14 protein-coding genes are annotated in these 14,152 nt (G+C 62.9%); 13 read left to right on the top strand and 1 reads right to left on the bottom strand.

Translation table 11 applies throughout. From position 1 onward, the window contains the following. Window positions 1-157 precede the first annotated feature (157 nt). From AC1DS5_RS12615 to AC1DS5_RS12555, 13 genes are all read left to right on the top strand, one after another. Complete coding sequence (locus AC1DS5_RS12615) at window positions 158-1,165, top strand: Bug family tripartite tricarboxylate transporter substrate binding protein (RefSeq protein WP_477718601.1); 1,008 nt, start codon at window positions 158-160, stop codon at window positions 1,163-1,165. A gap of 228 nt (window positions 1,166-1,393) precedes the next feature. Further along, the gene (locus tag AC1DS5_RS12610) at window positions 1,394-1,984 is read left to right on the top strand and encodes an amino acid synthesis family protein (RefSeq protein ID WP_477718600.1); all 591 of its coding nucleotides are present in this window, start codon (window positions 1,394-1,396) and stop codon (window positions 1,982-1,984) included. After that, window positions 1,974-2,843, top strand: a complete 870-nt coding sequence (locus AC1DS5_RS12605) for an alpha/beta fold hydrolase (protein ID WP_477718599.1) — start codon at window positions 1,974-1,976, stop codon at window positions 2,841-2,843. Before AC1DS5_RS12610 ends, AC1DS5_RS12605 begins: the two co-directional genes overlap by 11 nt. Further along, on the top strand, window positions 2,840-3,802 hold the full coding sequence (locus AC1DS5_RS12600) for a flavin reductase family protein (RefSeq protein WP_477718598.1): 963 nt from the start codon (window positions 2,840-2,842) through the stop codon (window positions 3,800-3,802). The genes AC1DS5_RS12605 and AC1DS5_RS12600 overlap by 4 nt, the downstream gene beginning before the upstream one ends. Before the next feature lie 56 nt (window positions 3,803-3,858). Then, on the top strand, window positions 3,859-4,896 hold the full coding sequence (locus AC1DS5_RS12595; protein WP_477718597.1) for an LLM class flavin-dependent oxidoreductase: 1,038 nt from the start codon (window positions 3,859-3,861) through the stop codon (window positions 4,894-4,896). 33 nt (window positions 4,897-4,929) lie between these two features. Beyond that, window positions 4,930-6,399 (top strand): aldehyde dehydrogenase, encoded by a 1,470-nt coding sequence (locus AC1DS5_RS12590; protein ID WP_477718630.1) that lies wholly within the window; start codon window positions 4,930-4,932, stop codon window positions 6,397-6,399. 15 nt (window positions 6,400-6,414) lie between these two features. Next, on the top strand, window positions 6,415-6,729 hold the full coding sequence (locus AC1DS5_RS12585) for an NIPSNAP family protein (protein WP_477718596.1): 315 nt from the start codon (window positions 6,415-6,417) through the stop codon (window positions 6,727-6,729). Window positions 6,730-6,844: 115 nt separating this feature from the next. After that, window positions 6,845-7,888 carry an ABC transporter substrate-binding protein gene (locus AC1DS5_RS12580; protein WP_477718595.1) on the top strand — a complete coding sequence of 348 codons (1,044 nt, stop codon included), beginning with the start codon at window positions 6,845-6,847 and terminating at the stop codon, window positions 7,886-7,888. 117 nt (window positions 7,889-8,005) lie between these two features. After that, window positions 8,006-8,914: an ABC transporter permease gene (locus AC1DS5_RS12575; RefSeq protein WP_477718594.1), complete on the top strand. Its 909-nt coding sequence runs from the start codon at window positions 8,006-8,008 to the stop codon at window positions 8,912-8,914. A gap of 18 nt (window positions 8,915-8,932) precedes the next feature. After that, window positions 8,933-9,745, top strand: a complete 813-nt coding sequence (locus AC1DS5_RS12570; protein ID WP_477718593.1) for an ABC transporter permease — start codon at window positions 8,933-8,935, stop codon at window positions 9,743-9,745. 9 nt (window positions 9,746-9,754) lie between these two features. Continuing rightward, entirely contained in the window at window positions 9,755-10,858 is a 1,104-nt protein-coding gene (locus AC1DS5_RS12565) for an ABC transporter ATP-binding protein (RefSeq protein WP_477718592.1), read from the top strand. Window positions 10,859-10,998: 140 nt separating this feature from the next. Beyond that, on the top strand, window positions 10,999-11,682 hold the full coding sequence (locus AC1DS5_RS12560; RefSeq protein ID WP_477718629.1) for a GntR family transcriptional regulator: 684 nt from the start codon (window positions 10,999-11,001) through the stop codon (window positions 11,680-11,682). 129 nt (window positions 11,683-11,811) lie between these two features. Beyond that, window positions 11,812-13,296, top strand: coding sequence for an NAD-dependent succinate-semialdehyde dehydrogenase (locus tag AC1DS5_RS12555; protein WP_477718591.1), 1,485 nt, complete (start codon window positions 11,812-11,814; stop codon window positions 13,294-13,296). 110 nt (window positions 13,297-13,406) lie between these two features. Here AC1DS5_RS12555 and AC1DS5_RS12550 read toward each other — a convergent pair whose 3' ends face one another. After that, complete coding sequence (locus AC1DS5_RS12550) at window positions 13,407-14,081, bottom strand: phosphatase PAP2 family protein (protein WP_477718590.1); 675 nt, start codon at window positions 14,079-14,081, stop codon at window positions 13,407-13,409. Window positions 14,082-14,152: the final 71 nt, after the last annotated feature.

Genomic DNA, 14,152 nt, shown 5'->3' with positions numbered 1-14,152 from the left:
ACATCCGCTGGCCACAGGCAGTCGCTGGCTCGGGGAGCCGCGGAGGGCCGGCCTGCATCGCCAGGCACTGTGTGTGTTTGCCGTGAGCGGCCCGAGAGCCGCAACGGTCGATGCGCAAGGGATTCATCGTTTTTGACATTTACTTTTTGTTGTCGCCATGAAAACTCTGTCTCTTCCTTCCTCCGCCACCTTCGGCCGCCTGGCCGCGCTGGCGGCCAGTGCCTTCGCGTTCTGCCTCGCGCCTACCTTCTCTGCGCAGGCGGCCTGGCCGGAGCGCAGCATCACGCTGCTGGTGCCTTTCGCGCCGGGTGGCAGTTCGGACAACGTGGCGCGTACGATCGCGCCCTTGCTGAGCGAAAAGCTCGGCAAGCCGGTCGTGATCGAAAACGTGGCCGGTGCGGGCGGCATGCTCGGCACCCAGCGTGCCGTGCGTGCAACACCTGACGGCTACACCATCTTCCTGGGCTCTGGCTCCGAAATCCTCATCAACAAACTGATCAATCCCAAGGTGGGTTATGACGGCATGAAGGACCTGTCGCCCGTGGTGTTTGTCGCCACCGGCCCGATGGTGCTGGTGGGCAGCCCCAGCCTGCCGGCCAATTCGGTCGCTGAAGTCCTCGCGCTGGCCAGGGCCAAGCCGGGGGCGCTGAGCTATGCCTCCGCAGGCAACGGCACGCCGATGAACGTGGCCGGCGAGTTGCTGAAGATGCGTGCCGGCATCTTCATGACACACATCCCCTACCGGGGCGCGTCGCCGGCCCTGGTCGACGTCATGGGCGGGCAGATCGAGCTGGGGGTCTCCACCCTCAGCGCCGCACAGCCCTTCATCAAGTCGGGCAAGCTCAAGGCTTTTGCCGTCACCGCGACCAAGCCCAGTGAACTGGCGCCGGAGATTCCCGCCCTGGGGCAAATCAAGGGTCTGGAGGGTTTTGACCTCGGCGTGTGGTTTGGTCTCTTTCTGCCCAACAAGACGCCGCCGGACATCCTGCAGAAAATCCAGCAGGCAGCGCAGCAGGTGTTGACGGATGCGCAGGTCCAGAAGCGGCTGACGGAGCAGGGCATTGTGGCCTCTGGTGCCTCTGCCGAGGCGCTGGGCAAGTTCATGGCCTCGGAAGTCGAGAAGTACCGCTCGGTGGTGAAGGCGGCCAACATCCGCGCCGACTGACGCTCACGCAGATCTGTGCCCTGGCTCAAGAACTTCACGATGCGCCGTTGAAAAGGCGGCCTGGGTGAAGGAGGGGGCCTCAGCCCCTGCCTGAAAAACACGCATCGCATTCCACCAAACGAGACGCCAGGGACAAGGCAAATGGCTGGATAATCTTGTTAGGTATTATGGTATACCATAATACCGAAAACGGTAAAACATGATCCAATCAACGCAAAAGGAACTTCTATGAGCGCTCTCCAACTCCGAAAAATCGTCACCTACACCGAAGACATTCGCCTCGAGGGTGGCCGTGTGGCGGCCCGTCCGCTGCAACTGTTTGCCGCGGCGGCCGTGCTGGCCAACCCTTGGGCCGGGCGCGGTTATGTGGACGACCTGAAGCCTGAAATCCATGCCATTGGCCCCCAACTGGGCAAGCTCCTCACCGACAGCATCCTGTCCATGGCAGGCTCGGGCGAGGTGGTCGAGGGCTACGGCAAGGCGGCCATCGTCGGAACATCGGGCGAGCTGGAGCACGCCTCCGCGCTGATCCACACGCTGCGCTTCGGCAATCTCTACCGCGAAGCCGTCGGCGCCAAGAGCTACCTGGCCTTTACCAATGTGCGCGGCGGCCCGGCCTGCCCGATCGCGATTCCGCTGATGCACAAGCATGACGAGGGCATGCGCTCGCACTACCTGACGATCCAGTTCTCCATCGTCGATGCACCGGCTCCTGACGAAATCGTCGTGGCACTGGGCGCCTCGATTGGCGGCCGCCCACACCACCGCATCGGCGACCGCTACCAGGACATCAAGGAGATGAACGCCAATGCAAGCTGATCTGCACGCCGATAGGGGCGTTGGTTCGCGTGCTGATTTTTCACCGCCGACGCCGACCGCCTCCGGGGTGACGCCCCAGGGCACGGCCTGGCGCCGCTACGGCCACGGCGCGTCTGTGGTGCTGATCCACGGTGTCGGCATGGCCAAGGAGGTGTGGACACCCCAGGTCAACGACCTGGCCGCGGACTTCGATGTACTGGTCTACGACATGTGGGGGCATGGCCAAAGTGCTTTGCCCGAAGGACCGTTGGCGCTGAGCGAATATGCGCAGCAGCTCCTGGACCTGATCGACATGCTGGGCCTGCCCCGGGTGCGCGTGGTTGGCCACTCCATGGGCGCCCTGGTGGCACTGGAGTTCGCGCTGGAGTACCCCTCGCGCTGCGCCGGTGTGGTGGCCATGAACGCGGTGTTCTCGCGCAGCGAAGAGCAGCGTTTTCTGGTGCGGCAACGCGCCAGCGAGCTGCTGCGCCACGGCACGCAGGCCAACCTGGACGACACCCTCAAGCGCTGGTTCGGCAGCCCCGGCAACCCGGACACCGCGATGGCCGAAGCGCTCTCGCGCAAGCTGCTGCAGGAGGTCAACCACCAGGGCTATGCCACGGCCTACCAGGTCTTTGCCACGGCCGATGCGGTGCACGCCGCGCGCCTGCCCAGCCTGCAGCCGCCGGCGCTGTTCTTCACCGGTGAGCTCGACCCCAACTCGACGCCAGCCATGTCGCACGAGATGGCCCGTCTGGCGCCGCGTGCTGCGGCACATGTGCTGAAGGGGAACCGTCACATGATGAGTCTCACGGCACCGGAGGAGGTCAGCCTCGTCCTGCGCGATGCATTGAACAACTTCACGGAGCAGGTGCCATGAACGACAAACCCCAAGCCTCTCAAGTCCAAGAGGCCCCGCAAACCATCGATGTCCGCTCCTTCCGGGACGGACTCGGTTGTTATCCCACCGGCGTCACCGTCGTGACGACGCGCGATGCCGACGGCCAGCCGCGCGGCTTCACCGCCAACTCTTTTACTTCGGTGTCGCTGGCCCCGCCGCTGGTCTCCGTCTGCCTGGCGAAGACCGCGCACAGCCATGCAGTGTTTTCTGCGGCGCCGGCCTTTGCCATCCACGTGCTGAGCGAAGCGCAAAAGCCCATTTCCAGCCTGTTCGCATCGAAGGCTGCGGACAAGTTCGAGCAATGCCAGTGGACCGAAGGCCGCTCGGCCGTGCCGCTCATCAAGGACAGTCTGGCCACCTTCGAGTGCAAGGCCTGGCAGCTGGTCGATGCCGGTGACCACACCATCCTCATCGGTGAGGTCGTCGGTCTGGAGCACAGCCCGGGCCGGCCTCTGGGCTATTGCCGCGGTGCCTATGTCGGTTACCAGGATGTCGCCGCGGTCAACGCCAGCGGCAGCGGCAACGCCCACATCCATGCGCTGATCGAAACTGACGCCGGCGTGGTTCTGCTGCGCCATGGCGACGGCGGCTACGAGTTGCCCGGAGCCTCGCGCCTTGGCACGCCCAGCGGCAACGACGGCCTGTATGGTGTGCTCAAGGCGCTCGGCCTGCATGCCACGCTGGACTTTGTGTTCTCCGTCTATGAAGACGCGCAAGGTCCGTGTGTGATCTACCGCGGCCGCGCCCCTGACGCCGGCCACGGCGACGCGCGCCTGCACCACGTGGCGCTGCAAGACCTTGCCGGCCTGAAGGCGGTCGACGACGCCACGGCCGCGGTGCTGACGCGTTATGCGCGCGAGCGCGCCGAAGACAGCTTCGGCGTCTACGTCGGCGATGCACAGCGCGGCGACGTCACCCCGCTGGCCCACGCCGCCTGATCCCGGCCTGCCTCCCGGTCACCGACTCCAGACTTCAACCTCCCACAAAGCCCGCCATGAAATTTTCATTGTTCGCTCACCCCGAGCGGTATGACGACAGCGTTTCCCATCACCAACTGCTGGAGGAACTGACCGAACTGACGCTGATCGCCGAGCGTGGCGGTTTCGAGACCATCTGGGTCGGTGAACACCACGCGATGGAGTACACCATCGCCCCCAATCCGTTTGTGAACCTGGCCTACCTGGCCGCGAAGACCTCGCGCATACGCCTCGGCACGGGCACCATCATTGCGCCGTTCTGGCACCCGGTGCGACTGGCCGGAGAAGCCGGCCTCTGCGATGTGGTCAGCAACGGACGGCTGGACCTGGGCATCGCGCGCGGCGCCTACCTCTTCGAATACGACCGCCTGCTGCCCGGCCTCGACGCGATGAGCGCCGGCGCCCGCATGCGCGAGATGGTGCCCGCGCTGCAGAAGCTGTTTGCCGGCGACTACGCGCACGACGGCGAGTTCTGGAAGTTCCCTGTCAGCACGCCTGTGCCGCGCCCGATCCAGCAACCGCATCCGCCGATGTGGATCGCCGCGCGCGATCCGATGTCGCACGACTTCGCCGTCGCCAACGGCTGCCATGTGCAGGTCACCGCGCTGGCCGCCGGCGATGCCGAAGTCGCCGAGTTGATGAACCGTTTCGATGCCGCCTGCGAGGCTCACCCCGAAGTGCCGCGCCCCGAGATCATGATGCTGATGCACACCTATGTGGCCGAGACCGAGGAAGAGCTGTCGCGGGGTGCACTGGACCTGCAGAAGTTCTACACCTACTTCGGAAAATGGGCGCGCCGCGAGCGGCCGATCAAGAACGGCTTCATGGAAGCGGTCCGCCAGGAAGAGCTGGACGCCGCGCCGGCCTTCGCCCCGGACAAGCTGCGCCAGAACCTGGTCATGGGCACGCCGGCGCAAGTCATCGAACGCCTGAAGGCGTATGAAGCCCTGGGCTACGACCAGTACAGCCTGTGGCTGGACAGTCATATGGACTTCGAGCGCAAGCGCCGGTCGCTGCAGCTGTTCATCGACGAAGTCATGCCTGCCTTCGCCTGAGCAAGCCTCTCCTCAAACCGATTGACCATGGCCATGCAGCAATTCCAGCAATACATAGACGGCGCTTTCGAACACGCGGAAGAGTCGTTCGAAAGCCTCAACCCTGCCAGCGGCCTGGCCTGGGCCATGATGCCTTCGGCCAGCGCCGCCGACGTGAATCGCGCAGTCGAAGCCGCGCACCAAGCCTTCAGCGATTCCGCATGGTCACGACTGCGTCCCACGCAGCGCGGAAAACTCCTGCATCGCCTGGCCGACCTGCTGGCGGTTAACGTCGAACGGCTGGCCGCGCTGGAGACCACGGACACCGGAAAGATCCTGCGCGAGACCCGTGCGCAGATCCTCTACATCGCGGAGTACTACCGCTACTACGCGGGCATGGCCGACAAGTTGCAGGGCGCGCACTTCCCGATCGACAAGGAGGACATGGAGGCTTATACGCGGCGCGAACCCATCGGCGTCGTGGCCGCCATCGTGCCCTGGAATTCTCAGCTCTTTCTGAGCGCGGTGAAGCTGGCGCCAGCATTGGCGGCCGGTTGTACCGTGGTGCTCAAGGCTTCCGAAGATGGACCCGCGCCGCTGCTGGCCTTTGCCGAACTCATTCATGAGGCCGGTTTTCCTGCCGGTGTGGTCAATGTGCTGACCGGCTTCGGCGCGACCTGCGGCCTGACGCTGACCAGCCATCCGCTGGTCTCCAAGATCGCCTTCACGGGCGGGCCGTCGACCGCGCGCCACATCCTGCGTAACTCGGCCGAAAACCTCGCCACCACGTCGCTGGAGCTGGGCGGCAAGTCTGCGGTGATGGTGTTCGAGGACGCCGACCTTGACAGCACCGCCAACGCTATCGTGTCGGGCATCTTTGCCGCCTCCGGCCAAAGCTGCGTGGCTGGGTCGCGTCTGCTGGTGCAGGCTAGCGTGCATCAGGCTCTCGTTGAAAAACTCGTAGCCAAGGCCCAGGCCATACGCATCGGTGACCCGCAAGACCTCGCCACGGAAATGGGCCCCTTGGCCACGGCGCGCCAGCGCGAACACATAGCGCGTGTGGTGCAAGCCAGTGTCGCGGCGGGTGCCCGTTTGCTGACGGGTGGCCGTGTACCCCCGGCGCAGGCCTCTGGCTTCTATTACGAACCCACCATTCTCGATTGCGATAGCCCGAAGACACCCTGTGTGCAGGAAGAGTTGTTCGGCCCGGTGCTGAGCGTGTTGAAGTTCGATGATGAAGAGCACGCCTTGCGGCTGGCCAACGACAGCCGTTATGCGCTGGCTGCGGGCGTGTTCACCCAAAACATCGCGCGTGCGCACCGCCTCGTGCGCCAGGTGCGCGCCGGTGTGGTGTGGGTCAACACCTACCGTGTGATTTCGCCCATGGTGCCCTTCGGAGGTTATGGCGAAAGTGGGCTGGGCCGTGAGGCCGGCATGGAAGCCATGCTCGACTACAGCCGAACCAAATCGGTCTGGATCAACACCAGCGATGCGCCCATCGCTGATCCCTTTGTCATGCGTTAACCCGAGGGCAATGTCATGTTTTATGAACTGCGGACCTACCGTCTCAAAATCGGTGCCGTGCCTGCCTACATTCAGTTGGTGCAGGAAGAAGGACTGGCGATTCAGAAGCGCCATCTGGGGCAACTGGTGGGCTACTTTTCGACCGACATTGGTGCGCTCAATCAGATCGTTCACCTCTGGGCTTTCGAGAGCCTCGATGACCGCGACAGACGTCGCACGGCTCTGCTGATGGACCCGCTGTGGAAGGCATTTTTGCCCAAGCTGCAGATCTTGATTGAAGAGATGGAGTGCAAGATTTTGAAGCCCATGCCGTTCTCGCCGCTGGTGTGATCGGCACGGCAATCAGTCCTATTTCTTTTACACGCGCTTGAACTGGCCCTGTTATTGCAAGCGTGACACGCGTAGTTCCCTTGGTTCCGTTCGATATTCAACACATGGAGTAGTTATGAAAACACTGTCTTTGAGCCGCCGCCATCTGACGGCCCTTGCCCTCCTCTCCCTTGCCTCCCTCGCCATTCCATTGGCAGGTCATGCGCAATCATCGCAAATCGTCTTCACCAGCTGGGGTGGCACGACGCAGGCGGCGCAGAAGAAAAGCTGGACCGATCCTTTCACCGCCAGCAGCGGCGTGAAGGTCGTGATGGACGGCCCGACCGATTACGGCAAATTCAAGGCCATGGTCGAAAGCGGCAATGTAGTGTGGGACGTGGTCGATGTCGAGGGTGACTTCGCCGCCCGCGCCGCCAAGGACGGCCTGCTCGAACCCATTGACTACAACGTGGTGCAAAAAGCCAGCCTGGACCCGCGCTTTTCCGGCACGCACCAGGTCGGCAGCTTCTACTACTCCTTTGTGCTGGGCTACAACAAGGACACCTTCAAGACGGCCCAGCCCGCCAACTGGACCGACCTCTTCGACATGAAGGCCTTTCCGGGCAAACGCACGCTGTACAAGTGGTCCGCCCCTGGCGTGCTGGAGCTGGCCTTGCTGGCTGACGGCGTGCCGGCCGACAAGCTCTATCCGCTGGACCTGGACCGTGCGTTCAAGAAGCTCGATACCATCAAGAGCCAGATCGTCTGGTGGACGGGCGGCGCGCAGTCGCAGCAGCTGCTGGCGTCGGGTGAAGCACCCCTGGGCATGTTCTGGAACGGGCGCATCAATGCCATCGAAAGCACCGGCGGCAACGTCGGCATGTCCTGGAACCAGAATCTGACGGCCGCCGATGTGCTGGTGGTGCCCAAGGGCAGCAAGAACAAGGCGGCCGCGATGAAGTTCCTGGCTGCGGCGAGCAGTGCCAAGGCGCAGGCCGACTTCGCGGTGGAGACTTCCTACGCCCCCATCAACAAGGACGCCAAGGCCATGATGCCGGCGGCCGCCGTCAAAAACCTGCCCGACCAGTTCACCAAGACGCAGATCAACCTGAACATGGCGTACTGGGCAGAGAACCGCGACGCCATCGGAAAACGCTGGTACGCCTGGCAAGCCCAGTAAACCGGGCCGGGCAGGGTGAAGCCGAGCGGTCGTCGACACGGCCGGCTCTCTTCACCGGCCCGTGATTCCGGCCGCATTTTTGCCACGTCGAAGACGACCTCAACACGCTTATTTGCCATGCCCAACCCCAGTTCCGCTTCCCTTCCGTACGGCGCTGCCAGGCCGGCCCCGTCGATCAACCCGGCCGGACGGGTCAAGCGCGCCTCCGGCTTTGCCTGGCTGTGGCCGGTGCTGAGCCTGCTGGCGCTGTTCTTTGTGGTGCCGGTTCTGATGCTGCTGCTGCGCAGCTTCATGGAGCCGCAATGGGGCTTGCAGAACTACCGGGAACTGGTCGGTTCGTGGACCTATGCCAAGGTGATGCTCAACACCTTCACGGTCGCCAGCCTGGTCACGGTGTTCACCGTGCTGGTGGGTTTTCCGGTGGCCTGGCTGCTGGCGATTCTTCCGCGCGGCTGGGCCAAGCTGCTGATGAGCGTGCTGCTGCTGTCGATGTGGACCAACCTGCTGGTGCGCACCTACGCCTGGATGGTGCTGCTGCAGCGCACCGGGGTCATCAACCAGATGCTCGTGAAGTGGGGCGCCATCGATGCGCCGCTGCCGCTGGTCAACAACCTGGTGGGCGTAACGATAGGCATGACCTACATCATGCTGCCCTTTCTGATCCTGCCCCTGCACGCAACGATCAAGGCGATCGATCCATCGACGCTTCGCGCTGCCACCATTTGCGGCGCCAGCGCCTGGCAATCCTTCTGGCGGGTGCTGCTGCCGCTGGCGGCGCCTGGCCTTGCCAGTGGCGCGTTGATGGTGTTTGTGATGTCACTGGGTTATTTTGTGACGCCGGCCTTGCTGGGCGGGACCAACAACATGATGCTGGCCGAACTGATCGCGCAGCTGGTGCAGTCCCTGCTGAATTGGGGGCTGGGCGGCGCCGCGGCACTGGTGCTGATGGTTGTGACGCTGGGTCTATATGCGCTGCAGTTGCGCCTCTACGGCGGTGTTCAAGGCAAGCGTAACGCTGCCGCCTGATTGACTGGAACTCCCGACATGCTGCTCGAATTTCCCCATATCGGCCGGCCCCTCAAGGTGGGGCTCCTGTTCATCGCTGTTTTGACCGTGGTGTTTCTGCTGGCGCCGATTGTGTTCATCGTCGCCTTGTCTTTCGGCAGTTCGCAGTGGCTGGCCTTTCCGCCGCCGAGCTGGACCACACGCTGGTACCAGCAGCTCTGGGCCGAGCCGGGCTGGATAGAAGCGACCTGGAACAGCCTGAAGATCGCCGTCCTCGTCAGTGTGCTGTCGGTGGTGCTCGGCTTCTTCACCGCCATGGCTTTGGTGCGCGGACGATTCCGCGGCAAGGCCATCCTGCGGGCCTTCTTTCTGACGCCAATGGTCATGCCCGTGGTCGTGCTGGCCGTGGCGCTGTATGCGGTGTTTCTGCGCATCGGCCTGACCGGCACCCTGCCGGGTTTTGTGCTGGGCCACCTGGTCATCGCCTTGCCGTTTTCGATCATCGCGATCTCCAATTCGCTGGAGAGTTTTGACTTCGCGCTGGAAGACGCGGCGCGCATCTGCGGCGCCAGCGAATGGGCCGTACGCTGGCGTGTGACGCTGCCGTCGATCCGGCTGGGCCTGGGCGCCGCCGCGCTGTTCTCTTTCCTGATCTCCTGGGACGACGTCGTGCTGGCCATCTTTATGGCGACGCCGGGCGCGGAAACCCTGCCGGTGCGGATCTGGGCCGCGCTGCGCCAGGACCTCTCGCCGGTGATCGCCGCGGCCTCGGCTCTGCTGATCGGCATCACGCTCCTGTTCATGCTGCTGTCCGCGCTGCTGGGCACCAGGGCCACGAAATCCCCCACCTGATTGATTGCCATGTCCACACCCAACGATGTATTTCTGAGCCTGCGCGACCTGCGCAAGACCTACGGAGCCGCGGTCGCGATCGACCATGTTTCGCTGGATATCCAGCGCGGCGAGTTCATGACCTTTCTCGGCCCCAGCGGCTCGGGCAAGAGCACGACGCTCTATATCACCGCCGGCTTCGAAGACCCGACCGAAGGCAGCGTGGTGCTCAACCAGAAGAACCTGCTCAGCGTGCCGCCCAGCCAGCGCAACATCGGCATGGTGTTCCAGCGCTACACCTTGTTTCCGCACCTCAGCGTGGCCGAGAACATCGCCTTTCCGCTGCGCGTGCGCAAATGGAGCGAAGACAAGGTCCGCGAGAAGACCGCGCGTATGCTCAAGCTGATCCACCTCGATGACTTCGGCCATCGCAAGCCCGCCGAGCTGTCAGGCGGCCAGCAGCAGCGTGTGGCCATCGCCAGGGCGCTGGCCTATGACCCGCCCATCCTGCTCATGGATGAGCCCTTGTCTGCGTTGGATAAAAAGCTGCGTGAAGAGCTGCAGAGCGAGTTGCGCCGCATCCACCAGGAAACCGGGGTCACCGTTCTCTACGTGACGCATGACCAGGAAGAAGCGTTGCGCCTGTCGGATCGCATCGCCGTTTTCAACAAGGGCCGCATCGAGCAGGTTGGCTCGGGCACCGATTTGTACGAGACACCTGCCACGCGGTTTGTCGCCAGCTTTATTGGCAACTCCAACTTTCTGCCCATAGAGCTCAGCTCCCGCGGTACGGACGAGACGGTCTACACGCTACCGAATGGCGGCCGTGTCAGATCCGGTGCCGCAAGCCAAGTAGTGGAGCAGGGCCGCAAGGCGGTACTCATGGTGCGTCCCGACTGCATGCGGCTGAAATCGGTCGCTCAGGCCGGCGACGGCGCCAGCCTGGCGGTGCGGGTGCGTGATCGCAGCTATCTCGGCGACACCATCCAGTACTCCGTGGTCACACCGTGGGACCAGGAAATCACCGTGCGCATGAACGCCAGCATGAGCGATGGCAAGATCTGGAACAACGGCGATGAAGTGACCGTGGCCTGGGACGCCTCACGCGGCATGGCGTACCACGACCCGGCCTGAATGCAATGCCGAAGGCCAACATGAAACTCCTGCCACCCGCAGCGCTTCCCGTGCCGGGAGCCTTTGCCGATAATAGACACGATGCAGTGCGCGTTCACAAGACGCGCACACCCGAGGATATCCAGAGTAGAGGAAAGATCGTGACACCCATGGCCGATAACATCAAGGTAGACCGGAACCAGAAGACACTTCGCGAGCTCACGCTGGAGAAAGTTCGTTCGGCGATCTTTTCCCAGTATTTCAAGCCTGGCCAACGCCTGGTGGAGAGAGCCCTGTGCGAAGAGCTGGACGTCAGCCGAACGGTGGTGCGGGAAGTGCTGAGGCACCTGGAAACAGAAGGCCTGGTTGAGTCTGTGCCCCAGCAGGGGCCCATCGTTGCCGTCATCGACGCGGACACGACCCGTCAGATCTACGAACTGCGCGCCCTGCTCGAAGGCCATGCGGCGGCGGCCTGCGCCCTGCGCCGTGACGAGGCCAGCCTCATCCGCATGACGTCCACGCTGCAGCGTATCGAGGCCGCCTTTGAAGCCAATGACCTGCAGGGCGTCATGGAGCAGACCGGAATTTTCTACCACACGATGTTCCAGGCGGCCGGGGACACCGTGGCCTGGGGCGTGGTGAACTCACTGAACGCACGTATCAACCGTCTGCGGATGATCACCATCGCCAGCCGCCAGCGTGGCTCGGCGGCGCCTGCGGAAATGCACCGCCTGTTGTCGGCCATCCGCGACCAGGACCCCGATGCCGCGCGGAACGCCGCGCAAACCCACATCCTGAACGCACAGGCCATCGCCATGGCCAGCCTGGAAAACAACGCGGTCTGATGCCTGTGGCCTAGGTTTTCTCTAGGTTTTCTTCTTCCCTCCGTCAACCTTCATTAACCCGTCCTCCCTGCTGATCAGTGCTGGCTTCTGCCAGCCCTGGAGGGCGGGGTTAGCCTCCGGAATTGCTTCATGACCACTGCCGCTTCCTCCTCCTCTCCCTTCACTGCACTGCGTGATGCCAGCCTTCTCCAGACTCATGCACTTATCAATGGCCACTGGGTGGCCGGCGCGCAACGATTCGACGTGATCGATCCGGCAACCGGGCACAAACTGGCTGATGTGGCCAACCTTAGCGCAGCCGAGACCGACGCCGCAATTGCCGCCGCGAATGCCGCTTGGCCAGCCTGGCGCAGCAAGACTGCCAAGGAGCGCAGCATCATCTTGCGGCGCTGGTTCGACCTGTTGATGGCTCACCAGGATGACATCGCCCGCATCATGACGGCCGAGCAGGGCAAGCCCTTTGCCGAGGCCAAAGGCGAGGTGGCCTACGGTGCGAGTTTTGTCGAGTGGTTCGCCGAAGAAGCCAAGCGCGTCAACGGCGAAACCCTGCCGCAATTTGCCGCCGACCGCCGCCTGATGGTGCTCAAGCAGCCCATTGGCGTATGCGCGGCGATCACGCCGTGGAATTTCCCGCTGGCGATGATCACACGCAAGGTGGCTCCAGCACTGGCGGCGGGTTGCACGGTCATCATCAAGCCGGCCGAACTGACGCCGCTGACGGCACTCGCGGCGGCCGAACTGGCCCTGCGGGCCGGCATTCCGGCCGGTGTGCTCAACGTGATCACCTCCGACAGCCAGAATTCCATCGCCGTTGGCAAGGCCCTGTGCGCCAGTGATGTGGTGCGCCACTTGAGCTTTACAGGCTCCACCGAGGTCGGGCGCATCCTGATGGCCCAGTCGGCACCCACGGTCAAGAAAATGTCGCTCGAACTGGGCGGTAACGCCCCTTTCATTGTGTTCGACGACGCTGACATTGACTCAGCGGTCGAAGGTGCGTTGGTCAGCAAGTACCGCAACGCAGGCCAAACCTGTGTCTGCGTCAATCGGTTTTATGTGCAGGACGGGGTGTACGACGAGTTTGTCAGCAAGTTCGCAGCCAGAGTAAAGGCCATGAAAGTAGGCAATGGCTTCGACGAGGGTGTGGTGCAAGGTCCGCTGATAGAAAGCGCTGCAGTGGACAAGGTACAGCGGCACATCGATGACGCTGTAAAAAAGGGCGGCAGATTGGTGACCGGTGGTCACAGGCTGCAAGGCCTGTTCTTCGAGCCGACAGTAGTCGCCGATGCAACGCCTAACATGCTTTGCGCGCGTGAAGAAACTTTCGGCCCGTTGGCACCTGTTTTCCGTTTTAGAACCGATGAGGAAGCTATCCTCGCGGCCAACGACACTGAGTTCGGATTGGCGAGCTACTTCTACAGCCGCGATATCGGCCGCATCTATCGGGTGGCTGAGGCGTTGGAGTACGGAATGGTTGGCATCAATGTCGGCATCCTTGCCTCAGAGCACGTGCCATTCGGTGGCGTCAAGCAATCCGGCCTGGGCCGAGAAGGCTCGCATCACGCTATGGACGACTATCTGGAGATCAAATATCTGTGCATAGGCGACGTTCTTTGAGTGTTGTTGTCAGTTGCCGAAAGTCGAATGGGTGGATTTCTCAGATGCGGAGCTCTCGGGTTGTGATTTCCGGGAAGCGGTCTTTGTCGGTGGTCATCGAGCGACAACAACTATGGATGCCTGCGATGCAGTGACAGCCAGGCGGCCAGCCCGCCGAGCACGAGGCCTCCGGCGACGTCCACCACCACGTGCTGACGGACTGCCAGCGTCGAATAGATGATGCCGGCGCACCACGTCCAGTTGACCAGGTGTATCCACAGCGGCGCACGGAATCGCCGCATCAGGTGATGCAGCCAGAAACCCGAGAAAAACGCGGTGGCGACATGCAGGGAGGGGCAGGCATTGCCAGAGGCATCGATATTTTTGAGAAGGCCCATATCGGGATACCGGGTCCAGTCGATATCGGGCGTGGGTGCGGCCGTGGGCCAGAAATAAAAAATGGACAAACCGGCCACGCACATCAGCGCCATGGCGGCGCCATACCGGTAGAGTTCGCGCCGGTTTGCAAAAAAGGCCGGCAGCATGGAAACATAGACCCACAGCGACACATACAGCGGCAAGGCCAGCGGTTCAAAGCGAATCAGGTGATCCAGCCCGGTGACAGGCATCACCGTCGTTGCGTAGGCAGGGTTCCTGAGCAGGTAGAAGTAAGCGCCAAAAAACAGGCTGATGAAAATCGTCGTGCCGATGCTTTTCAGATACAGGTGTCTGGGAATCACCTCGGCAGCTTGGTGGTACCAGGCTGCCTTTGGATTGTTTGGATTGTCTGGACTGTTGTGGATCACGGCGCGTACTCCACCGGTCGGCTGTTGCCTGGCCACCCTCCGGGCAAGCCGGCTTGATGCAGGCTTGCTGG

It is taken from the genome of Polaromonas sp. P4_H1 (assembly GCF_056400945.1).
Note: the sequence above shows the minus strand (reverse complement) of the source record. Positions and strands in the feature narration are given on the sequence as shown.